Source organism: Aquisediminimonas profunda (genome assembly GCF_019443285.1).
GTDB lineage: Bacteria > Pseudomonadota > Alphaproteobacteria > Sphingomonadales > Sphingomonadaceae > Aquisediminimonas > Aquisediminimonas profunda.
Window position 1 is genome coordinate 1834469 of record NZ_CP080327.1, and the last position, 20491, is coordinate 1854959.

The 20491-nt window shown below is 55.2% G+C and carries 24 protein-coding genes; 11 read left to right on the forward strand and 13 right to left on the reverse strand.

All coding sequences use genetic code 11. The annotated features are described in order from the left end of the window. Window positions 1–26: 26 nt before the first annotated feature. Entirely contained in the window at window positions 27–2348 is a 2322-nt protein-coding gene (locus tag K0O24_RS09105; protein ID WP_219892435.1) for a TonB-dependent receptor, read from the reverse strand. Window positions 2349–2618: 270 nt separating this feature from the next. Here K0O24_RS09105 and K0O24_RS09110 point away from each other — a divergent pair, with 270 nt between their 5' ends. Beyond that, window positions 2619–2966, forward strand: a complete 348-nt coding sequence (locus tag K0O24_RS09110; RefSeq protein ID WP_219892436.1) for a hypothetical protein — start codon at window positions 2619–2621, stop codon at window positions 2964–2966. Window positions 2967–2969: 3 nt separating this feature from the next. Here the strand turns inward: K0O24_RS09110 and K0O24_RS09115 are convergent, their stop codons facing one another. Then, window positions 2970–4472 carry a flavin-containing monooxygenase gene (locus K0O24_RS09115; protein WP_219892437.1) on the reverse strand — a complete coding sequence of 501 codons (1503 nt, stop codon included), beginning with the start codon at window positions 4470–4472 and terminating at the stop codon, window positions 2970–2972. 148 nt (window positions 4473–4620) lie between these two features. On the opposite strand from K0O24_RS09115, the gene K0O24_RS09120 reads away from it, so the two are divergent. Next, a complete protein-coding gene (locus K0O24_RS09120; RefSeq protein ID WP_219892438.1) occupies window positions 4621–6243 on the forward strand; it encodes a PHA/PHB synthase family protein in 1623 nt (540 codons plus the stop codon). A 1-nt stretch (window position 6244) separates the two neighbouring features. Here K0O24_RS09120 and K0O24_RS09125 read toward each other — a convergent pair whose 3' ends face one another. Continuing rightward, complete coding sequence (locus K0O24_RS09125; protein WP_219892439.1) at window positions 6245–6775, reverse strand: peroxiredoxin; 531 nt, start codon at window positions 6773–6775, stop codon at window positions 6245–6247. A gap of 252 nt (window positions 6776–7027) precedes the next feature. Here K0O24_RS09125 and rpsM point away from each other — a divergent pair, with 252 nt between their 5' ends. From rpsM to K0O24_RS09145, 4 genes are all read left to right on the forward strand, one after another. Continuing rightward, the gene (gene rpsM, locus K0O24_RS09130) at window positions 7028–7396 is read left to right on the forward strand and encodes a 30S ribosomal protein S13 (protein WP_219892440.1); all 369 of its coding nucleotides are present in this window, start codon (window positions 7028–7030) and stop codon (window positions 7394–7396) included. 49 nt (window positions 7397–7445) lie between these two features. Next, a complete protein-coding gene (gene rpsK, locus K0O24_RS09135; RefSeq protein ID WP_022689616.1) occupies window positions 7446–7835 on the forward strand; it encodes a 30S ribosomal protein S11 in 390 nt (129 codons plus the stop codon). Between the two features lie 90 nt (window positions 7836–7925). Next, window positions 7926–8987, forward strand: coding sequence for a DNA-directed RNA polymerase subunit alpha (locus tag K0O24_RS09140; RefSeq protein ID WP_219892441.1), 1062 nt, complete (start codon window positions 7926–7928; stop codon window positions 8985–8987). 397 nt (window positions 8988–9384) lie between these two features. Next, window positions 9385–9702, forward strand: a complete 318-nt coding sequence (locus K0O24_RS09145; protein ID WP_219892442.1) for a hypothetical protein — start codon at window positions 9385–9387, stop codon at window positions 9700–9702. Window positions 9703–9708: 6 nt separating this feature from the next. On the opposite strand, the gene K0O24_RS09150 is transcribed toward K0O24_RS09145, so the two are convergent. The 8 genes from K0O24_RS09150 to K0O24_RS09185 form a co-directional block, all read right to left on the reverse strand. Continuing rightward, window positions 9709–9861, reverse strand: a complete 153-nt coding sequence (locus tag K0O24_RS09150; protein ID WP_219892443.1) for a hypothetical protein — start codon at window positions 9859–9861, stop codon at window positions 9709–9711. An 83-nt stretch (window positions 9862–9944) separates the two neighbouring features. After that, a complete protein-coding gene (locus K0O24_RS09155; RefSeq protein ID WP_246610940.1) occupies window positions 9945–10334 on the reverse strand; it encodes a PaaI family thioesterase in 390 nt (129 codons plus the stop codon). A gap of 12 nt (window positions 10335–10346) precedes the next feature. Then, a complete protein-coding gene (locus K0O24_RS09160) occupies window positions 10347–10808 on the reverse strand; it encodes a globin (protein ID WP_219892444.1) in 462 nt (153 codons plus the stop codon). Continuing rightward, window positions 10778–11197, reverse strand: a complete 420-nt coding sequence (locus K0O24_RS09165; RefSeq protein WP_219892445.1) for a DoxX family protein — start codon at window positions 11195–11197, stop codon at window positions 10778–10780. The genes K0O24_RS09160 and K0O24_RS09165 overlap by 31 nt, the downstream gene beginning before the upstream one ends. Window positions 11198–11296: 99 nt before the next feature. Further along, a complete protein-coding gene (locus K0O24_RS09170) occupies window positions 11297–11716 on the reverse strand; it encodes a VOC family protein (protein WP_219892446.1) in 420 nt (139 codons plus the stop codon). A 65-nt stretch (window positions 11717–11781) separates the two neighbouring features. Then, window positions 11782–13224, reverse strand: coding sequence for a Si-specific NAD(P)(+) transhydrogenase (sthA, locus tag K0O24_RS09175; RefSeq protein WP_219892447.1), 1443 nt, complete (start codon window positions 13222–13224; stop codon window positions 11782–11784). A 14-nt stretch (window positions 13225–13238) separates the two neighbouring features. After that, complete coding sequence (locus K0O24_RS09180) at window positions 13239–13613, reverse strand: PilZ domain-containing protein (protein ID WP_219892448.1); 375 nt, start codon at window positions 13611–13613, stop codon at window positions 13239–13241. Window positions 13614–13745: 132 nt separating this feature from the next. Continuing rightward, complete coding sequence (locus K0O24_RS09185) at window positions 13746–14267, reverse strand: MarR family winged helix-turn-helix transcriptional regulator (RefSeq protein WP_219892449.1); 522 nt, start codon at window positions 14265–14267, stop codon at window positions 13746–13748. Between the two features lie 304 nt (window positions 14268–14571). On the opposite strand from K0O24_RS09185, the gene K0O24_RS09190 reads away from it, so the two are divergent. Further along, entirely contained in the window at window positions 14572–15612 is a 1041-nt protein-coding gene (locus tag K0O24_RS09190; RefSeq protein WP_219892450.1) for an AraC family transcriptional regulator, read from the forward strand. A 27-nt stretch (window positions 15613–15639) separates the two neighbouring features. Here the strand turns inward: K0O24_RS09190 and K0O24_RS09195 are convergent, their stop codons facing one another. Continuing rightward, window positions 15640–17451, reverse strand: a complete 1812-nt coding sequence (locus tag K0O24_RS09195; protein WP_219892451.1) for a DUF885 domain-containing protein — start codon at window positions 17449–17451, stop codon at window positions 15640–15642. Window positions 17452–17648: 197 nt separating this feature from the next. Here K0O24_RS09195 and K0O24_RS09200 point away from each other — a divergent pair, with 197 nt between their 5' ends. The 3 genes from K0O24_RS09200 (at window position 17649) to K0O24_RS09210 (ending at window position 19462) form a co-directional block, all read left to right on the forward strand. Further along, entirely contained in the window at window positions 17649–18248 is a 600-nt protein-coding gene (locus K0O24_RS09200; RefSeq protein WP_246611192.1) for a nitroreductase family protein, read from the forward strand. A 31-nt stretch (window positions 18249–18279) separates the two neighbouring features. Continuing rightward, complete coding sequence (locus tag K0O24_RS09205) at window positions 18280–18636, forward strand: GntR family transcriptional regulator (RefSeq protein WP_219892452.1); 357 nt, start codon at window positions 18280–18282, stop codon at window positions 18634–18636. Between the two features lie 64 nt (window positions 18637–18700). Then, window positions 18701–19462: a metallophosphoesterase family protein gene (locus K0O24_RS09210; RefSeq protein WP_219892453.1), complete on the forward strand. Its 762-nt coding sequence runs from the start codon at window positions 18701–18703 to the stop codon at window positions 19460–19462. On the opposite strand, the gene arsC is transcribed toward K0O24_RS09210, so the two are convergent. Beyond that, window positions 19459–19803 carry an arsenate reductase (glutaredoxin) gene (gene arsC / locus K0O24_RS09215; protein WP_219892454.1) on the reverse strand — a complete coding sequence of 115 codons (345 nt, stop codon included), beginning with the start codon at window positions 19801–19803 and terminating at the stop codon, window positions 19459–19461. The genes K0O24_RS09210 and arsC overlap by 4 nt on opposite strands. 93 nt (window positions 19804–19896) lie before the next feature. Here arsC and K0O24_RS09220 point away from each other — a divergent pair, with 93 nt between their 5' ends. After that, window positions 19897–20490: a murein L,D-transpeptidase catalytic domain family protein gene (locus K0O24_RS09220; protein ID WP_219892455.1), complete on the forward strand. Its 594-nt coding sequence runs from the start codon at window positions 19897–19899 to the stop codon at window positions 20488–20490. Window position 20491 lies beyond the last annotated feature (1 nt).

Genomic DNA, 20491 nt, shown 5'->3' on the forward strand with positions numbered 1-20491 from the left:
CCGCAGCCCTGCTGCGGCGCCCCCGCTTACAATTTGACGCCGACAGTCACCAGATATGTCGCAGGCGGTGCCCAGCCCTGAAAGAATACCGTTGGCAACGACTGGGTCCGGTAGTTCTTGTCGGTCAGGTTCTTGCCGCTGACACGAAGGAAATAATTCTTCCAGTTGAGCGTCGCAGATGCGTCCAGCAGGCCATAGGATGGCTGGATATCCTCGGCGAGCCCAAAGGTGCCGAGCGAAAAGCTGTCGATCCACGAATAGCCTGCAGTGACGGTAAGTTTGGTATCAGTGCCGATATCACGGGCATAGGTACCCCGGATCGTATAATTGTTGCTCGGCACGCGTTGCAGGCCGATTCCGGTGAAATTGGCAAAGCTGCCCGGAGGACCGGCCTGCGCGCCTGCACCAATGGCAGCCTGTTGGCCGTTGATCTTGCCGTCCCGAACATTTGCGTCCTGGATACCCAGACTTGCAGAGAGTGACAGGCCTTTAAGGCTTTCCGTCATCCTCCCGAGGTTAAGATCAAGCTCGAACTCAAGTCCCTTGATGCGTACCTTGGGATAATTGACCACATATGTGTTTGTGCCCGGCCCATAATTCGGCGTCACGACAACCTGTGACTGCTGGAAGTTACTGATATCATTGATGAATGCAGAGGCGTTGAAGGTCACTGCATTGTCGAAGAAGCGGTTTTTGATACCAACTTCATAGGTCGTGTTGGTTTCAGGTTGGTAAGACAGAAAATTGTTCCCAGGGCAGCCGCCAACGACCCCGCAGTTTGTCTGGCTTGCCGCTTGCTCCGACAATGTGCCTCGTATCGAAAAGCCGCCCGACCGGAAGCCTTCTGACCTTGTAGCATATAGGAGTGTCGTGGGCGTCGCCTGCCACTGGATGTTGAATCTGGTAATCAGCTTGTGCCAGCTCTGCCGGTCGGTGATCTTCGGGATAAGCGGGATTGTGCCAAGCAGAATGTAGGTGGTGTTGAAATTCTTGGTCTCGGAAATATTGCGTAGACCGCCCGAAATCTTGATCGTGTCAGTCGGATTCCAGTCGAGGTTGCCAAAGAATGACCAGCTGTGAGCCTTTTCACCGGAGAATTGGTCGATCGCAGCATTGGTGTTCTGGTGAAGCGTGATCTTGTGGTTGTAGTAGTAGGCGCCAATCAGATAGTCGAATTGCTCAAACGCTTTGCCCTGCAGGCGTACCTCCTCCGTAAACTGCTTGTAAGTTTGATCGCGCAGCGTCTGCAGATACCCGCCGGTGGCTGCAAGGAGCGGGTTGGTAACGCTTGTGCAGCCCGGTCCGGTCACACAGGTGCCGTCAAAATCCTGCCAGACGGTATCGGCCTCATCCATATAAGCAGTTTGCGAAACCAATTCTCCCAGTGGCGTCTTGGCCTTGAGAATAAGGCTGCCGATGTTGGTATTAAGACGGTCCCGGTCGCCACCGAGGCGGTTCTCCACTTCCCGTGGTCCTAATCCGTCGGGGCTACCGGTTACCGGATTGTATTTTGGCCAGATCGCGCCGGGATTGCCGCCGCTGAGGATGTTTGCAGTGAGCACGTTGCCAAACTGAACCGGTGTGCCGCCGCCGGTTTCGTGGATATGGTCGTAACTGAAATCGGCATTGAGCCAGTCAGCAAGATCGTAATTGATCTTGAGATTGGCTGCAAAATAGTCGCTGCCAGCGGCATTGGTCTTGGTGTAAACGTTCTTATAATAGCCATCCGTCCGGTGATATTGCGCCGATCCGGCAATGCCGCCCTTGTCGCCGAGCGGGGCATTGATAACACCGCGTACATAGGCTTCATTGAACGATCCATAGCCTGCTTCGAGCGAAGCGCCCAGCTCACGCGTCGGGGCGCAACGGGTGACATTGATCAGGCCTGCGGTCGTATTCTTGCCATAGAAGATGCCCTGTGGACCTCGATCAACCTCCACCGAACATACGTTGAACATATCGAGGAGCTGGCCTGTATTGTTGCCAAAGAACACGCCGTCCTGAATGACACCCACCGGCGGGCTCTGGGTCTTTTCGACATCGGCATAGCCTTGGCCGCGGATGAAAATGGCGCTTTGGCCCGGTGCGGCCGTGCCGATACCGATGAAAACGTTTGGTGCAGTGCCTTGAATGTCCTGAAGCGTGCGTGGAGCAAGGATTTCCAGCTGTTCCTGCGTTATTGCCGTAAGCGAGACACCGAGCTTCTGCTTGTCAACGTTTTGGCGTGTCGCCGTAACAATGATCGTGTCCCGTGCTTCGTTGTCAGCAGCTTGTTGCGCCGCGGCAGGCGATGCCAAGCCAACGGTCAGGGCGACAAGTGAACAATATCCGAGCAGTTTCCTGTGCATGGCCATTTCCTCCCTATGCAGAGCTTACTGGCGGCCGGTTTCGGCTCGCTCTAGATTAGCTCCCACCGAAGGAAGGTTAGTCTTAAAGGCCGGGGTTTCCATTCGACAAACTGATAGTATTTTTGGAGCAAGACAGCATAGCCTTTTCGGGCCACTTGAGGCTGTTTCCGTGTGTTCGAAAGCGAATTCAAGACCCGAGCAGGAGACGTTCTGAAAACAGGCGAATTGTTGTTCATGTTAGCGACAGGACCATGCCACCATGCTCGCCCGATGTCGCTTTCCCTGATCATCATCACTGCCGCCTCCCTCGTCACATCGGCCAATACGGTTTCGACGGCGGAGCCCTTGGCTAGCCCGCCTGCTGGCATCGTGCACAGACTGACTGCGAAAGACGCTGAGGCTATACAGGAAGCTGCCTCGAGGCGCGCTATTGATCGTGTGGCAATCGATGACCTTCACGTTCCAGATGGCCAAATTCATGGCGAAATCGGTTTTGGCGTTGGGACGGGCGGCTACACTTCGGTGTTTGGCGCTGCCATCGTGCCTTTGGGCGACAATGGCATCGCGGCCTTTTCATTTGAGCGGACGAATTTCGGACGTCGCCATTACCGATACTAGGTCTTATTCCGCAGCGATGGCCATAGGTTCGGCCGCGACGCTCTGGGCAACACCCTTCGCTTTGTAGAAATGCATCGCGCCGTCCTCAAGCTTGCCATAGCGCATCAACTTCTTGTCCAGTGAATAGTTGTGGTAGACAATCCACGGATCGATATCGCCTTGCTTGGGCACACGGTCCTTTGCACGTTGCACATAACCGGATGACAGGTTCATCATGCCTTCGCCGGTTTCCTTGACTCCATGTGGTTCAGCCACACAGATGTCGGTTCCGGTTTCGCGCATGTGATTCAGCAGCCGGCAGACATATTCGCTGATCAGGTCCGCCTTCAACGTCCAGCTTGCATTGGAGTATCCAAATGACGATGCAAGGTTTGGAATGTCGGAGTACATGCAACCTTTATAGCTGAACGATTGGCTGACGTGTCGGTTCTCCCCGTCAACAACTATTTCGACTCCGCTCATGATTTCCATCTTCAGGCCCGTTGCCGTAACGATGATGTCAGCGTCGAGATGCCTACCCGATTTGAGGACAATGCCTGTCTCGTCAAAACGCTCGATATGATCGGTGACCACTTCGGCCTTTCCGCTCTTGATCGCTTCAAAAAGATCTGCGTCCGGTACCAGGCAAAGCCTTTGTTCCCAAGGCCTGTAGCGCGGCGTGAAATGTGTCGCGACATCATAGCCGGCTGGCAGTCTTTCCGTCGTCAACTCGAGCAGCTTCTTGCTGACTTTTTCAGGCTTTCTCTGGGTCAGATTGAAGAAATACTGCTGCATGTTGATGTTCTTGAAGCGTGTAAGCCCGTAGGCGACACGATTTGGCAGGAACTTGCGCAGCGTATTTGCTATCCTGTCTTTCGCAGGTCGGGAAACGAACCAGGTTGGGGAGCGCTGCAACATCGTCACATGGCCGGCGCCTTCCTTCACCATTGCTGGAATGATTGTCACGGCCGTCGCACCGCTCCCGATAACGACAGTGCGTTTGCCCTTGTAGTCCAGATCTTCGGGCCAGAACTGCGGATGGAAAACCGGCCCCTTGAACGTGTCCCGCCCGGAAAATTCGGGCTGATAGGGGTCGGTGTAGCTATAGTAGCCGGTGCACATGTAAAGGAAGCGGCACTGCATCTGCACCGTATCCTTGCCATCCTTTCGGACGGTCACAGTCCAGCGCGCAACCGCGCTGTCCCATTCGATGCGCGTGACGCGGTGATTATAACGGATCAGCTTCTCGATGCCGTATTCCCGGGCAGTTTCACGCAGATAGTCAAGGATCGCTGGCGCATCTGCAATCGACTTCTCGTGCGTCCATGGCTTGAAGGAAAAGCCGAGTGTGTGCATGTCGGAATCCGACCGGATCCCCGGGTAGCGGAAAAGGTCCCAAGTCCCACCAATTGAATCCCGACCTTCCAGAATCGCATAACTGCGATCAGGGCAGTTCTTAGACAGGTGTACCGCGCCGCCAATGCCGGAAATGCCTGCGCCGACGATCAGGACGTCAAGACTTTCCATTTCCAATTCCTCTTCTTCAACCTTATCACACAGGGTGAAACAGTCTCGAATTGCAACGAATTTGTCAACTTTCGGGCCCGTTATGCGCCATGACGCTAGGGCGTAGCGGTGCTTTCGATGCCGCCAAAAAGGGTGTAGCCCAATCAGGATGACCGATTCGCCCCAATCGCCGCCCGAAACCGAAGCTGCCATTCAGGGGATGGCTGAAGCAGGGACCCAAATAGTCAATTTCTGGAGGCAGGGTATCGATTCATGGGCGCCTCTTCTCGCCCCGCTTGCAGCCGCAGGTCGCGACAAGGTCCATCCTCGCGACAAGAGATTTGCAGGCAGCGAGTGGGAACATCCCGTCTTTGACTTGATGCGGCAAGGCTATTCGGTGATGTCCGACTATATGCTGGGCGCAGTCGAAAACCTCGATAATGTGCCGCCGGAACAGCGCGCGCGGATAGCCTTTGCTGTTCGGACAATTGTCGAGGCGATGAGCCCCGCAAACTCCCCTTTGACCAACCCTGTTGCTCTTAACCGCGCGGTCGAAACCAAAGGGCAAAGCCTGATGTCAGGCCTTCAGCATCTCGTCGAGGACTTGAAGCGCGGCCAATTGACGCACACCGACCCGCAAGCATTCCGGCTGGGTGAAAACATCGCCGTCACGCCAGGCAAGGTTATTCATCAGACACCACTCTATCAATTAATCCAATATGCTCCGCAAACGGAGACTGTGTTGAAGACGCCGCTGGTGATTTTCCCTCCGTGGATCAACCGGTTTTACATTCTCGACCTGACCGCGGAAAAGAGCTTTATCAAATGGTGCGTGGATCAGGGCATCACTGTGTTTGTAGCCTCATGGAAGTCTGCGGATGCAAGCATGTCCGAAGTGGTGTGGGACGATTATATCGCCGCACAGATTGATGCGATCGATACTATCCGCGGATTGCTTGATGTCGATCAAGTTCACACTATCGGATATTGTGTTGCCGGAACCACGCTTGCTGCAACTTTGGCCATCCTCGCAGCGCGTGGAGAAGCGAACAAGGTAAAGTCAGCAACGTTCTTCACCGCCCAGGTCGATTTTTCTCGCGCAGGAGATTTGCTGAATTTCATTGATGACGCGCAGCTCAAACTCATCGAAAGCTTGGAAACCAATGGTTATCTCGATGGCCGTTACCTCGCGCTCAGCTTCAACCTGTTGCGCGGCAAGGATCTGATCTGGAGCACGGTGGTCAATAACTACCTGCTCGGCCAAGATTATCCGGCGTTCGATCTCCTTCACTGGAATGGGGATGTGACGAACTTGCCGGCAAAATGGCACCGGGCCTATCTTTGCGATCTCTATCGCGACAACAAGCTCGTGCAGCCAGGCGCTCTCAGCGCACTTGGGGTGCCAATCGACCTTACCAAGGTCGAAACGCCCAGTTTCATTCAGGCAGGTCGCGAGGATCACATTGCCCCGGTCGAGAGTGTTTGGAAAATCCGGGATCACTTCAGAGGGCCAATGGAATTCCTGCTGGCGGGAAGTGGCCATATCGCAGGAGTCGTCAATCCGCCGGCGCAGATGAAGTATCAATACTGGACGAACGCGAACCCGGTATCCTCGCTTGAGGAGTTCGTTGCTGGCGCGACCGAGACGAAGGGCAGTTGGTGGCCTTACTGGCACGAATGGCTGGAACGTTTTGATGCAGACAGGGTGCCTGCGGAAGGGCCACGGATTCCCGGCGGTGGAAATCTAAGGGCGATCGAAGACGCGCCGGGAACCTATGTGAAAACGCGCTAAGTCAGCGTTTCCGGCTTTCCTTCCAGCTTTGGACGGCCTTCAACGTGTTCGCGACGTGATTGCGATAGTCCATGTCCGAATAGGCATAGATAATCTGGCCATTCGGCGCGATGACATATGATGTGCGGCTTGATCTTGTGTTGAGCTGCGGCAACACCACGTCGTATCCCTTTATGATTGCGGGCGTGCCAACTGCCACTGCGAACTTGTTGCGGCATTCCTCCACTGAAAAGCGCTGAAGGTCTTCGATCTTGTCTGCGGCAATCCCGAGGACTGTTGCGCCTGCCTGTTTGAACAATGCCGTCTTCTCCGCAAACTCATGGGCCTCGGCTGTGCAGCCTGGCGTGAAGGCTGCGGGAAAGAAATACAGGACGACAGGGCCCTTCTTCAGTAGATTGGCGAGCGTGACGTTAAAGGGCTTCCCCGCGAGTGCGCCTTGCGTGGTAAAGTTTGGCGCCTTTGCTCCGGGAGCAAGGGCCGCAGTTGCCGGAGCAGCAGCCAAAAGGGCAATGATGAGAGGAATGGCGCGCATTGTTAACTCCGAGCGTTTACATGTCAGTTTCTACTAGCGAGTTCGTGCAACGCGTGAAAGGTGTTACACGCATTTGTCTTGCGCTCAACGCTTGACAGTGCGCCGACTCATGTCTACCTCGCAATCACTTCCAAAACACCGTTTCCACGGCGGCGCTTTCTCGCGCTCGTCGTGTATGTTGTTTTTCGGAGGTTCAAAGCGTCGAGATGGGCCGGTTCGCCAGCCGCCCCGTGGAGCAGGAGATCAATTTAGATGGCACGTATCGCCGGGGTGAACATCCCCACAAACAAGCGCGTTGAAATTGCGCTGACATATATTCATGGCATTGGACCCGCCAAGGCCAAGGAACTGACAACCAAGCTGGGCATCACGTCTGAACGGCGCGTGCAGGACCTTTCCGATCAGGAAGTCCTTCACCTGCGCGAAGCGATTGATGCGGATTATACTGTTGAAGGTGATCTTCGTCGCCAGACTGCGATGAACATCAAGCGCCTGATGGATTTGGCCTGTTATCGCGGCCTGCGTCACAGGAAGGGCCTTCCGGTTCGTGGCCAGCGTACGCATACCAATGCACGGACCCGCAAGGGCAAGGCCAAGCCGATCGCAGGCAAGAAGAAGTAACCTTCAGCCCGCACGTTTCAGCTTTCAGATTTAGGTTGGGAATTCAAAAATGGCACGCGAACCACAGCGCATCAGGCGCCGCGAGCGTAAAAACATCACGGCCGGCGTTGCTCATGTCAACGCCAGCTTCAATAACACGATGATCACGATCACAGACGCGCAAGGCAATGCGATTGCATGGTCTTCGGCGGGCATGATGGGCTTCAAGGGCAGTCGCAAGTCGACGCCTTATGCAGCGCAGGTTGCGGCAGAAGATGCCGGCAAGAAGGCTGCCGAACATGGCGTTCGTACGCTTGAAGTCGAGGTCAAGGGTCCGGGTTCGGGCCGCGAAAGTGCACTCCGTGCGCTTCAGGCAGTCGGCTTTCAGATCACTTCGATCCGCGACGTGACTTCGATCCCGCACAATGGCGTGCGTCCGTCGAAACGGCGCCGCGTTTAATGTTATCGGGCGGGATGCGTTCATCCCGCCAAATTGTTTCAATCGGTGGCAAGGCGGACGCGCCTGGCACCCAACCCCAAGGGGACTATCGTGGCAGTCAACACCCGGAACTGGCAGGAACTCAAGAAACCCGACACGCTCGAAAAGAAGACGGGCGGTGATGCAGGACGCAAGGCGAGCTTTATCGCCGAACCTCTCGAGCGCGGCTTCGGCCTGACGCTTGGAAACGCTCTGCGTCGCGTGCTTTTGTCGTCGCTTCAAGGCGCGGCGGTCACTTCGGTGAAAATCGAAAATGTCCTTCACGAATTCTCGTCGCTTGCCGGCGTGCGTGAAGACGTGACCGACATGGTGCTTAACATCAAGCAGATTGCAATCCGCATGCAGGGCGAAGGCGCAAAGCGTCTGCAACTCTCGGCAACCGGCCCCGCTGAAGTGACGGCAGGCATGATTGCTGTTTCTGGCGATATCGAGATCATGAATCCCGATCATGTGATTTGTCACCTTGATCAGGGCGCATCACTCAACATGGAACTGACGGTGGACACCGGCAAGGGCTACGTCCCTGCTGCTGCCAACCGTCCGGCGGATGCTCCGATTGGCCTTATTCCGGTCGATGCCTTGTATTCGCCTGTTCGCCAGGTTGCCTACAAGGTTGAAAACACGCGCGTCGGGCAGGAGCTTGATTATGATAAGCTCACGCTCACGATCGAGACGGATGGCACTGTGACGCCCGACGATGCGCTCGCCTATGCCGCGCGCATCCTGCAGGACCAGCTTCAGCTATTCGTCCATTTCGACGAAGCATTGGCTCAGTCCTCGCAGCTCATCGGTCTTGCCGCACCTGCGCCTTCGGAGTCCTCAAGCGACAGCAACAGCATCAATCGCTACCTCCTCAAGAAGGTGGACGAGTTGGAGCTGAGTGTCCGTTCGGCGAATTGCCTCAAGAACGACAACATTATCTACATTGGCGATCTGGTTCAGAAGACCGAAGCGGAAATGCTTCGCACACCGAACTTTGGCCGCAAGTCGTTGAACGAAATCAAGGAAGTGCTCTCCAGCATGGGTCTGCGGCTCGGCATGGACATTCCTGGCTGGCCGCCTGAGAATATTGAGGAAATGGCCAAGAAGCTCGAGCAGGAACTGCTCGGCTAATCCTGCGTCTACAAGTAAAGTGAAAAGGGCCTCGTGCGGTGCACGGGGCCCTTTTTGTTTTTCGTCTCATCCTGTCGCAGTGTTTACACTTTCCTAACATGAGGCCAGATAGCCTCAGTCATCGAGCCATTGGGGTGGGACCAGTGAGATGAGAATCAGGCAAAAGATTTCGGGTCGAGCGATATCAGCTTTGACGGGAGTGCTCCTTGTCGCGGGTTGTGCAGGGGGCGTAAGGCAATCAGCCTCAATCCGGCCCGCGCCAAATGTATCTCCGCCACCCGCAATTGTTCCAAGCCGACCGTCGGCGTCGATCAATGTCAATCTTTCCGAACAGGAAGCGCTTTGGCACCTCCGATCCGGCTTGAATGTCGCCGCGCTCAGCTGCAGGACCGGCAAGATGGTTGGCATCGCATCAAGTTACAACCGGATGCTTGCACGCCACAAGGCAGCTCTCGCTGCTGCAAATGCGGCCGAAATCGCCCCGTTCCGAGCGCGCTATGGCGCCAAATGGTCAAGTGCTTATGATACGCACGCCACCCGACTATACAATTTCTTCGCAATGCCGGCGGCACAGGCACAGTTTTGCAATGCTGCCTATCAAGTGCTGGCTAAAGCAACGGGAATGCAGCCGGACTCAATAACCAGTTACGCACCAGTCGCCTTGGCGCAAATTGAGGCTCCGTTTCTCCGGCGTTCAACCTACGCGCGTCGCTAATGTCGGCTAACTAAAAGCGGCCCCAGTGATCCAAATGGCCGATAGGGCTAGAACAGCCAGCAAGAGCGAGGCCGCAAGCACATAGCGAACAATGTGCGGTTGGCTTCCGCCGCTGGCCTCTTCTTCGGTAACGTGGACTTCTTCGCCTTCCATTCGCATGGCATTTCTCCTGCGGGCGATCGGGATTTCAGCCCGCGTGCAGGAGCATAGCAGCTTCCAACGCCATACAGCAGCGCAAAATTCTAAAGCACCATCTGCGTCTGCGTGACCAATGCAACTGCTTTGCCGTCGCTCCTTGTGATATGCGTTTGCCAAACGGACAGGCGGCGGCCAATCGAAACGGGCGTTGCAATGGCTGTGACCGTTTCACCTTGTGGCGCCGCCCCCAGGAAGTTGGTCTTGCTTTCGATCGTCGTTGTTCCCTTTGCACCTTCAGGAAGGTTCAGGAAGGCGCCTATGGCCCCAAGCGCATCGGCAAATGCCATGATGGCTCCTCCATGCATGATGCTGCCCGCCGTACAGAGATCGGACCGGACGGTCAGTTCACCTTCAATCCGCGATTTTTCTGCTTGAACGATATGGATACCCATCAATTTCGAGAATGGCATCGTATCCGCGAGGTTGCTGGACATGTGGCGGGTCTTTCAATCGCTCATTGCCGGGGTCTTGCCTTCATAGGCCTGCGCAATCATCGTGTTCAACCGCTTTGCCTGCGACTGCCAAGCCAGTTCTTGCTCGAGTGTCCAGGCTGACCCGGCTGCTTCAGCCAGCGTGACAACAAGCATATCCACAAAGGCTATGTAGAGTTCGAGCGGAATGTTCCCATAGTTACGGTGAAGATCGACAAAATTCGTGATTGTTACCGGAACCCAGTATGCGTTTGTGGCAAGCCCAATCAGGGCCTCGATTGTTTCGTTTGTCATCCGCCCTTGAGCGGCTTCAAGGTTCGTGAACGTTGAGCGCTGGTCCGGATATGTCTCAAGAAAACGTTTGAACAGCAGGGGAACGATATCCTGATCTGCAGCGGCAATAGCAAAGAGTGTCTTCTCCATCGTGGCAGCAACTTCATTACTCTTTATGCAGTTTTCCGGGTTGTGAATGGCCATTCTATAGTTCCACTTGCCCAAAGAGCCCACCACACAAAGACAGGCTGGAACGCCAGTCTTGGCCCATGATACCACCAACTCAGATGCTTCCCGCCAATTGCAATATCATTGATCGCATGGTTGATATTGGCTGGGAAGACACAAACGGCGTAAGCTGCTAGCCCTATGCCCGCCGCGACCCTCAACCTTGGCACAAAGACCAGGGCCAGGGATCCTGCAATTTCTGCGAGGCCTGTCAGGAAGATCACTTTGCTTGGAAAGGGCACCCAGTCAGGCGTGATCTTCAAGAATCCGCCCGGAGCACGGATGTGGGCAACGCCTGCAATCAGGTAAACGATGCCCAACAAAATGCGGAGGCAGATTCTTGCCGTCTGTTTCGTGTTTGTCATGGCGCTCTTATTCCCGCCGGGTGCGGCGGTGTCAAAAGAGCGCAGGAAGGGCTGTGTGCAATTGTTTGACCATGGGACGGGGCGCCGTCGAGCAAAGCCTCAACCTTCGTGGAGAAGTTCCAGCTTTATCCCGTCAGGATCCTCAAAAAATACTGCATAATAGCTCTGAGAATATTCCGGATATTCAGCTGGAGCATCGAGGACGGGAACCCCTCTTGAAATCAAAATCCGGTGGAATGCATCGACTTGCTCCCGGCTTTCTGCGCGCCAAGCCAAGTGGTGAAGGCCAGGGGCATAACGCCTGTGTACGTGGTTGATCCATTGCGGATCAGCCAACCTCAGCCCAAAGGACGCCCGTCCGTCGACGCCAGCAAAGTCCCATTCGCAGCCTTGGTCGTCATCCTTGACCATTTGGTAGCCTAGAAATTCAAGCAAGATGCCATAGACGCGACGTGCAGCCTTCAGGTCACTCACATTCAAGTCAATATGGTGGAATCCGCCGTGACGAGAGGCTGACATTAAATGTATCCAGACTTTGCTTCGTCCGTTCGATAGCCCCGTAGACCCAAAAACCCAAGCGGGCCTCAGGCGGCCTTGCGCAGGCGCGATACCGATGTCCCTTCCGCGACTTTCGCAGGCATGCGGTTCCAGGCATCAAGTGCCGCGATCTTGTAGGCTTCCGCGAGGGTCGGATAGTTGAACGTATGCTCGATGAAATAGTCAAGCGTCCCGCCGAGGTTCGCGACTGCCTGACCGATATGAATCAGCTCCGTTGCGCCTTCTCCAATGATGTGGACACCCAGCAGTCGTCGATCTGTCAGGTTGAATATCATTTTCAGCAATCCGCCGCCCACACCCATGATATGGCCCCGGGACGTTTCGCGCAGCCTTGCGACACCGACTTCGAATTGCAGTCCGGCGGCGCGGGCTGCTGCTTCAGTCATGCCGACAGATGAAATCTCAGGAACGGCGTAGATGCCGAACGGAAACATTTCTGCGCCCTTGGGGAGGGGAGCGCCGAACGCGTGGCAAGCCGCGATGCGGCCCTGCTCCATTGAAGTCGAAGCAAGACTGGGGAATCCAATTACGTCTCCAGCGGCGTAAATGTGCGGAACCACCGTCTGCATGGACTTCACGTCTACTGCCAGTTTCCCCCGGGAATCCGCTTCCAGACCGCAATTCTCGAGGCCGAGGCCTGCGGTCGCTCCGATCCGACCTGCGGCATAAAGCAGCATGTCTGATGAAATAGTTCGTCCGTCGCTCGTTGTGGTGCGAACAATTCCTTTTTCGAGCGTCACGTTTTCCACCGACACACCGAGGCGCACAGAAATGCCACGATCGCGAAGCTGATGGAGAAGATAGTCAGTAATCTCGCTATCGATGAAATCCAAAATTGTGTCACGGGGTTCGATGATTGTAACCGGGATGTCGAGCGCGCTCATGATGGTTGCATATTCGATGCCAATCACGCCCGCCCCGACTACGGCCAGACTGCGCGGCAGTCGCGGCGTTTCGATAAAGGCATCGCTGTCGAGAATATGGACGTCGTCAAACTTGACTGAGGCCGGACGGTAAGGGCTTGTTCCAACGGCAATCAGGATATGTTCGCCGTACACGGTTTCTTCGCGTGTCGAACCGTTTTCGGTATGGGTCACGGTAATGTGATGTGGGTCCCTGAAACGACCCAGGCCTTTGGCTACGCGTACGCCATTGCGGGCAAACTGCAGCTCGAGCACATCGACTTCGTGCTTCAAAGTTGTGGCGATGCGGGCGCTGAGGTCAGCTGCACCAATGTCGCGCTTGACGCGATAGGCCTGCCCGTAAAAGCCGCGCTCACGCCAACCTGACAGATTGAGTGCTGTTTCGCGGAGTGTTTTCGATGGCACGGTTCCTGTATGAACGGAAACGCCCCCTATCTGCGCGCGATTGTCGACAACCAGCACGGAACGACCAAGCTTGGCCGCCTGAATTGCAGCCCGCCGACCTGCAGGGCCACTGCCCAGGACGATGAAATCATATCTTGTCATGGCAATGTCCTTGATTATCGCATGTTGAACCCGGGACGCGGGACCGCAGTCTTGGAAAATTGTATGTGGGAAGCTGCCGGCGCGCCTGTCAGGGCCTGGACCACAGTTTCGAGACTGATTGGCTTGTCGAACTTGATCCCGACTTCACCCTTTCTGCACCATGCCACCTTTGCGCGGACTTCGCCGATGCCCTTCAAGATAAGCCTTAATGGGTGTCCGCGCTTCAGAACCACAGGCAAAGTGGTCCGCAGCCCGCCGCGGGAAATGTCGAGTACGCGCGAGTTTACCGACGGTTCCAGATCGTCGTATCTGATTGTTACCAGCAAGAGCATGGCCTTACGCGCAGCCAGCCTGCGCTCAGCCTCTTCCTCGCTTGTTGTGCCAGCCATGTGCGACGTTTTCGTCACTGGTCTATTTGCCCTCGGTACCTGACCTGATCAGTCTGTCACCTAATACGGCACCAATGGCGAATTATTTACCTTAACGCTGCAGTCACGATAAATTTTGGATGTTTGGCAATGTCAGGCGGCAGCGTGATTTGCCCCGGTTTCAAGGCCTTCGTCCACGTCCGTCAACAAGTCTTCAATGGCCTGCAGCCCTGCAGGAGAGAGGCGGAGCAAATAGGATCGCCCGTCTTTGGGATTCTTGGAACGCTCGATAAGCCCTCGTTCCGACAGGACCGTGACATAGCGCAGGGCGGTTGTAATGGGGACCATTGATGCGGCACAGACACTTGTCACGCTCACGTCCTGATTGCGACTATTGTGTATGTAAAGGTCCAGAATGATGTCCCATGCCGGATCGGAGAAAATGTCTCCGCCAAACCGCGCCGTCATCAATGCCTCACGACGCCTGCGAACTTGATACATCCTTTCGGCAAGCGCAGTTAAATCGTGTTCGGGGACTTTGCGTGGACCCTCTTTCGCTTCAGAGCTGGTCTTTATCAAACGCGACAAAAGATTCACAAAGGTTGACAATTCCTTGGCATCAAGACCAAGACTGTTCAATTCCAAATCGTCGCCGAGAAGGTGAACCTGCCCCATGTGTTTACCCTTCATCACCAAATGACTTATGTTCTGTGCATTTATCGATCACGTAACCTGCCACAATAGGTAACTTCACTGACATTGTTTACATCTTTGTAACTAACTGCTCGCTCCCGTGCAATTTTCGAACATTAGTTTCGCTCAAAAAGAAAGAATGTAAAGCCAAAATTGCATCAGACTTCCCAAAGCCATCCATTTTGGCAGGATCTACTGCCGAATTTGGTTGGCTCCGATCCCGGTGGAGCGAATCACGCGTCACATTGCCAGTTCCAATTCCACCAAAAAAATGACATTTTGCGTCATGGTTGATTCTAGAAATGAATCGGTAGCTCTTCCGATGCAGCACCTTAGGCTGGCGTTGCGGATGTTTGGGGGTGCGGCAGAAACCGTTGAAAGACTGCTGGCTGGTACGGGCCTTCACCAAAAAGATTTGGATGAACCGGATCTTACAGTTCCTGCTTCGGCCCTTTTGACAATTTGCGACAATGTTGCCGAAATGGTGGGCGAAGACTGGTTCCTGAATTTGCCCATTCTCTGGAGCACAGATGCGCATTCCGAGCTAGGTCTGGCGATGCGGGTTGCACCGGATTTCCGCGCAGCGATCGACGTGATGTCTGAATTTGCCCACTACCGCTGGCCGGTCATGCATTTCGATAGGCGCGACGATCGCGTCAATATTGTGATCACCTTGGGACTGCTAGTTCCGGTCAGCCCCAAAAACCGGCACTTCGCAATGTGCGTTGCCTTCCTCTCGTTCCAGTCGATCGTCAACGCGATGTTTATTCAGAAAGCTAATGCGATCCGATATGAATGTGAAGGTGATCCGCCTCCTTATGCGGCGCGCCTGTCCGAGTTGTTTTCAGGCAAAATCTCCTGGGGTCATGGCCGATCGACTATTACAATACCCCAGGAATTGGCCAATCAGATTTCCCCGATGGCCAGCCCTGCACTCTTTACAACGCTCCTGAAGGCATTGCGAAAAATTGCGGCAGATCAAGGTCAGAAGCACCCGATGATCTCTCAGAAAGTTGCGATCACGCTTGACAATGTCACGCTTGGCCGCCTTGACGCAGAAGAGGTCGCCCAAAGGATTGGCATCTCAAGGCGCACCATGGAGCGCCGCCTTCGCGAAGAAGGCACAAGCTTTCGGGAGCTTTCAAATGCGTCATTGAAGCAGCGGCTTGAACAAGCGCTGCGTGACCCCGGCATTACGGCTGAAAGCATGGCCGAACGTCTTGGCTTCCATGACGCATCAAGCCTGTTGCGTGCCAGCCGCAGACTGTTTGGCGCATCGTTTTCACAACTCAGGCGGGAAGCCAAAACGCGTCAATCCGCAAACTGAGGCCCGCGCGGCATTTTTCACCTTGCGCTATAGCGATACAATGGCTGCTTTCGTGCGTTCCGCAATCCGCCTTTCGAGTATCGAGAGTGGCATTGCCCCTTCCTTGAGGATTTCGTGGAATTGTCTCAGATCGAATTTTGCTCCCAGTGCTGCTTGGGCATTAGAACGGGCTCTGAGCCAAGCGGCATGACCGACCTTATAGCTGCAAGCCTGACCGGGCTGCGTGCAATAGCGCTCAACCTCACGCTTTGAGCGCGGTGCCGCAAACCCTGTCGTCTGCACCATGTAGTCAGTGGCCTGTTCGCGAGACCAGCGTTTTGTGTGGATCCCCGTATCGACAACAAGGCGGGCCGCGCGAAAGAGAAAGGATTGCAGGTAGCCGGCGCGTTCAAGGGGTGTGGCATAGGCTCCGAGTTCATCCGCCAACTGTTCGGCATAGAGGGCCCAGCCTTCGCTGTAGGCACTGAAGCCGCCAATTTTGCGCAGGGTTGGAATATCGCCCGAGGTCTGCGCTGTGCTGATCTGCAAATGATGGCCCGGCACGCCTTCGTGGTATGTGAGTGAAGGCAGACCATATTTGGGCCAATCGCCGACATCCTTTAGATTGATGAAGTAAATGGCGGGGCGCGAACCATCAAGCGAAGCCCGGTTATAGTAGCCGTTCGAAGCCCCATCCTGGATCTCGACCGGCACTGCCCGGATTTCGAGCGGAGTGTTCGGCACGGTTGCGAACGCTTGAGGCAATTTGGCGCACATTGCCTTTACACTGTCATTCAGTGCCGCAATCAATGCAGCCTTGCCTTCCGGCGTGCCGGCATAGAGTTGATCGGGATTGACGTTGAGAGCCGCAAGCCTGGATCCAACGGACCCGTTTGTCATGCCCTGAGCCTTGAGGATCGCGTCGAGTTGGGCAGTGATTTCTGCAACCTGAGCCAGCCCCATGCGATGCACTTCGTCCGGCGGATAATCTGTTGTTGTCCACTGTTTGAGAGCTGCCCCGTAAATCGCGTCGCCCTGCGGCACGCGCCAAAGGCCATCACCCGCTGCAGTTGTCGGGCGCAATTTCTTGACGAGTTCAATCTGGCGATCAAGCGCAGGGTAAACCTTGCCATCGACAAGCGCTGCGGCGCGCTTTTCCCAGTCCCCGGCGATCCCTTTTGCCGCTGCACGTGTCACGAGTGATTGGACAATGCTGCTTGAGTTCGCCTGCTGGTTTCGGAGCTTCGCCATTTGGCCGAGCGTAAGCTCGAGAGAGAAATCAGGGGCCAGATACCCGCGTGAAGCGTCTTCCCTTTGGACATCGCTATCAGAGTCAAGAACGGTGGCAAACGCTTCGAGCCTTGCAAGATAAGCCTCGCAATCGGCCGTTGTGCCAATTGTATGAGCGGTATTCAGGAAGTCCGGAATCTCGAAATAGGCGCCTCCTTGCTGGAATATCCGGTAGGGTCGGCCAACTGATGCCAGTCCGAAACGGGCTGGTGCGACGGTTTGTTGTTCAAGAAAATAGCTGACGACTTCAAGATTGAGCGCTGCAGCTGGCGGCAGCGCGCCCGGCTTGAACGCGGCAAGTTCCGCCAGCCCCTTTCTGACCAGCTGCAGCTGCTTTTGCGTCCCTGCCGCAGAGTCGTCATCAAGCTGCGATTTTGCCCCGGCGCGCGCGCCCTTGTCCAGACCAAGGCTCGAGACCAGGGCAGGAGAAATATCGAGGAAGCGCTGGAAAATCGTCTCAAATGCCGCATTGAGTTCAGCTTCCTGAGGTGAAGCCTGCGCTGATACTCGACCGGACGCCGCTACAAGCGCCGCAATGCTGCTGGAAATGATGAATGTTCTGCGGTCCATATCCCCTCCTTTTATCCGATGACTTTTTTCTAGCGGGCGGTCGATGGTCGTCCAGAACAAACCGCCTCATTGCTTGAAAGTTTCGACGAGCGACAGGAGTGGTTCGGAAAGTGTAAGGTCCAAATCACAGTACACAGTGGCAAAGTGCTCAAGACTGATTACCGTCAGCACCGATTCGCATTCTTAAAATCAGAGGAATTCTGGTGGCCTTCAATGATCTGACGTCTCCAATCCGCCTGATTGAAACACGTCGTTCCGGCAAGCCGAGGGACATGGTCGAACCTGGGCCCAACCCTGCCCAACTGGATCAGATTCTTGCAGCCGCAATGCGGGTGCCGGATCATGGCAAGCTGGCGCCCTGGCGCTTCATTGTGGTTGATGCGGACAAGCGTGACGCCTTGGCAGATTTGATTGTAGGAGCTTATCTTGCGGAAAAGCCTGATGCTGGCCGGCTGGAACTTGATGCGCTGGAACAGTTTGCGCGCCAGGCGCCAACGCTTGTCGTCGTCATTTCGACGCCAGATTCCCAATCCAGGATTCCGGGATGGGAGCAACAACTTTCGGCGGGCGCTGCCTGTATGATGATGCTGCATGCATCACATGCGCTTGGCTATGTCGCAAGCTGGCTCACAGGATGGGCTGCTTATTCCGACGCTGTACGAAACGCCTTTGCGGGCAGTGAGGACAGGATTGCCGGCTTCATCTTCATTGGTTCTCCGGGCAAGGCCCTCAGCGAGCGCCCTCGCCCTGAATTCGCGACCATTGTCAGTCACTGGCGCAACAAAATTGAGGGCTGACAATAGGATGCATTTGGTGTATTAGAACGACATGACACCAAATGATTCCGCTGATATCCCGGTCTATCTCAGGCTACGAGGCCTGTTGGCAGCGGCGATTCTCGAAGGAAAGTTCTCAGAAGGGGATCAATTGCCCTCTGTCCGCTCATTTGCGGCTGACCACGGTGCGAATCCGCTGACTGTCGCCAAGGCCTATCAGGCCTTGCAAGATGATGGCTATGTGTCGGTCAGGAGAGGTGTCGGCATGTTCGTTGCCGAAGGTGCAGTGGATCGACTGCGCGTTCAGGAGCGCGAGACTTTTCTGACCCGCGTCTGGCCGCGGATGCGTGCACATATCGAACGACTTGGCATCGACCCCGCTGAACTAGTCATGCGGGAGCCCGCCTGAACGCTAGTCAAGGATGGTGATCCGGATTATAGGATGACTCCCCCTTGGTCGAATTGATGGTCCTATGGTGTTCAAGCGGCTCTTTGGCCGGAAAGAAGAAATCCCGCCGCGCATCTGGACCGTTCCCGAAGGGCAACGCATATACGCGATTGGCGATATCCACGGCAGGCTGGATTTGCTCGATCAGCTGATTCTGCAGATTGAACAGGACAATGCGTCTCGCAGCCGCGTAAGGACCCAGATCATATTTCTCGGGGACCTTTGTGATCGGGGTCCCAACTCACGTGGCGTCATCGAGCGCGTCATGCAACTCGCATCCGCAAGTTCCGACGTTCGCCTGATCGCTGGAAATCATGAGGAACTCCTCATCCGCGCCTGGGAAGGTGATCGGCGTTCTGCCGGTTTGATCAATCGCGTAGGGGGGCGGGAGACTTTGCTCAGCTATGGCGTTGATGAAGTCAAATATGATGAGGCCGACTCCGATGAATTGCTGGACATGTTCGTCACGCATATCCCGGAAAGCCATATCGCATTTTTGAAGGCTGCTGACGACTGGATCGTTGCAGGCGATTATCTGTTCGTTCACGCCGGGATCAGGCCGGGCGACGCCATCGAAGAACAAAGAACCAACGACCTGCGATGGATACGCCGCGAATTCACCGATTTTGAGCGTGACCACGGGATGATGGTCGTGCATGGGCACACCATAACAGAAGACGTCGAAGAGCGGGCCAACCGGATCGGTATAGATACGGGGGCGTATGCATCCGGCAAGCTGACTGCGCTGGGCCTTCAAGGCTCAGAACGATGGTTCCTGCAGACCTAGAGTATTTCGCGCACGGTTTCCTGAGGTCGGCAAAGCCGAACCCCCTTATCGGTTTCAACCAAAGGTCTTTCAATAAGGATGGGGTGCACAGCCATGGCCGCCAGAATGGCTTCATCATCGGCCTCGAGAAGTCCAAGTTCTTCTGCAGGAGAACCTCTGGTTCTCAGGCCCTGGCGAGGAGTGATTCCGGCGCGATCATAAAGCGAACGAAGCTTTTCGACGGTTGGTGCAGACTTCAGATATTCAATCACCGTCAATTCGACACCGTTTGTCTCCTCCAGGATCGCCAGAGTCTTGCGCGACGTGCCGCAATTGGGATTGTGCCAGATTGTCGCCTTCATGCGATTTTGTCCCTTTTTAACTGAAAACTGATTCTTTTTGTCGTATAATGAGTCTCTGTCGGAACCACGAACGGTGTGGAGTGCGATAACTGGATGGTTGTTAGTCGTCGACAATTTGTAGCCGGAACTGCTGCGCTGGCCCTTGTGCCAACGCGTTCCTTTGCTGCTGTCGATGAAAATCAGTTACGCAGGATTGCGCATCGCGAACTTACCCGCAATCAATCGACGATCTGGCTGAGAGACACTGTTGGAATTGCCGATTTCAGCCGGCCTTCAAGCGAGCCGAGATTCTTCGTGGTCGACATGATTAGTGGAGAGGTTCGGTCGTTCCTTGTTGCACACGGGCGCGGATCCGACCCAGAACATGAAGGTGTTGTCAGGCGCTTTTCAAATGAATTTGAGTCTCTTGCCTCATCGCGAGGCGCGTTCCTGACGCACACCTGGTATGAAGGAATCCACGGCCCATCAATGCGTCTCTATGGCCTTGATCCCGACAACAGCAATGCTGAGGCCCGAGCGATTGTGGTCCATGGCGCATGGTATGCCAATCCTGACATGATTGAAAAATGGGGCAAGCTGGGGCGGAGCGATGGCTGTTTTGCGTTCCCTGAGGACGATCTGATGCAGATTATCGCACGCGTCGGCCCGGGGCGGCTGATCTTTTCCGACAAACTCTTGGACGCCTGAT

Excerpts from the sequence above, each read along its gene's own strand:
- K0O24_RS09115 (WP_219892437.1), bottom strand. The coding sequence starts at position 4,472 with ATGGAAAGTCTTGACGTCCTGATCGTCGGCGCAGGCATTTCCGGCATT.
- K0O24_RS09155 (WP_246610940.1), bottom strand. The coding sequence starts at position 10,334 with ATGTCCAGCAACCTCGCGGATACGATGCCATTCTCGAAATTGATGGGT.
- rpsK (WP_022689616.1), top strand. The coding sequence starts at position 7,446 with ATGGCACGCGAACCACAGCGCATCAGGCGCCGCGAGCGTAAAAACATC.
- arsC (WP_219892454.1), bottom strand. The coding sequence starts at position 19,803 with ATGAAGGCGACAATCTGGCACAATCCCAATTGCGGCACGTCGCGCAAG.
- K0O24_RS09180 (WP_219892448.1), bottom strand. The coding sequence starts at position 13,613 with ATGGCTGGCACAACAAGCGAGGAAGAGGCTGAGCGCAGGCTGGCTGCG.
- K0O24_RS09170 (WP_219892446.1), bottom strand. The coding sequence starts at position 11,716 with ATGTCAGCCTCTCGTCACGGCGGATTCCACCATATTGACTTGAATGTG.
- K0O24_RS09145 (WP_219892442.1), top strand. The coding sequence starts at position 9,385 with ATGGTTGGCATCGCATCAAGTTACAACCGGATGCTTGCACGCCACAAG.
- K0O24_RS09125 (WP_219892439.1), bottom strand. The coding sequence starts at position 6,775 with ATGCGCGCCATTCCTCTCATCATTGCCCTTTTGGCTGCTGCTCCGGCA.
- K0O24_RS09195 (WP_219892451.1), bottom strand. The coding sequence starts at position 17,451 with ATGGACCGCAGAACATTCATCATTTCCAGCAGCATTGCGGCGCTTGTA.
- K0O24_RS09160 (WP_219892444.1), bottom strand. The coding sequence starts at position 10,808 with ATGGCCATTCACAACCCGGAAAACTGCATAAAGAGTAATGAAGTTGCT.
- K0O24_RS09190 (WP_219892450.1), top strand. The coding sequence starts at position 14,572 with ATGGTTGATTCTAGAAATGAATCGGTAGCTCTTCCGATGCAGCACCTT.
- K0O24_RS09110 (WP_219892436.1), top strand. The coding sequence starts at position 2,619 with ATGTCGCTTTCCCTGATCATCATCACTGCCGCCTCCCTCGTCACATCG.
- K0O24_RS09220 (WP_219892455.1), top strand. The coding sequence starts at position 19,897 with ATGGTTGTTAGTCGTCGACAATTTGTAGCCGGAACTGCTGCGCTGGCC.
- K0O24_RS09105 (WP_219892435.1), bottom strand. The coding sequence starts at position 2,348 with ATGCACAGGAAACTGCTCGGATATTGTTCACTTGTCGCCCTGACCGTT.
- K0O24_RS09150 (WP_219892443.1), bottom strand. The coding sequence starts at position 9,861 with ATGCGAATGGAAGGCGAAGAAGTCCACGTTACCGAAGAAGAGGCCAGC.
- rpsM (WP_219892440.1), top strand. The coding sequence starts at position 7,028 with ATGGCACGTATCGCCGGGGTGAACATCCCCACAAACAAGCGCGTTGAA.
- K0O24_RS09120 (WP_219892438.1), top strand. The coding sequence starts at position 4,621 with ATGACCGATTCGCCCCAATCGCCGCCCGAAACCGAAGCTGCCATTCAG.
- K0O24_RS09185 (WP_219892449.1), bottom strand. The coding sequence starts at position 14,267 with ATGGGGCAGGTTCACCTTCTCGGCGACGATTTGGAATTGAACAGTCTT.
- sthA (WP_219892447.1), bottom strand. The coding sequence starts at position 13,224 with ATGACAAGATATGATTTCATCGTCCTGGGCAGTGGCCCTGCAGGTCGG.
- K0O24_RS09165 (WP_219892445.1), bottom strand. The coding sequence starts at position 11,197 with ATGACAAACACGAAACAGACGGCAAGAATCTGCCTCCGCATTTTGTTG.
- K0O24_RS09205 (WP_219892452.1), top strand. The coding sequence starts at position 18,280 with ATGACACCAAATGATTCCGCTGATATCCCGGTCTATCTCAGGCTACGA.
- K0O24_RS09210 (WP_219892453.1), top strand. The coding sequence starts at position 18,701 with ATGGTGTTCAAGCGGCTCTTTGGCCGGAAAGAAGAAATCCCGCCGCGC.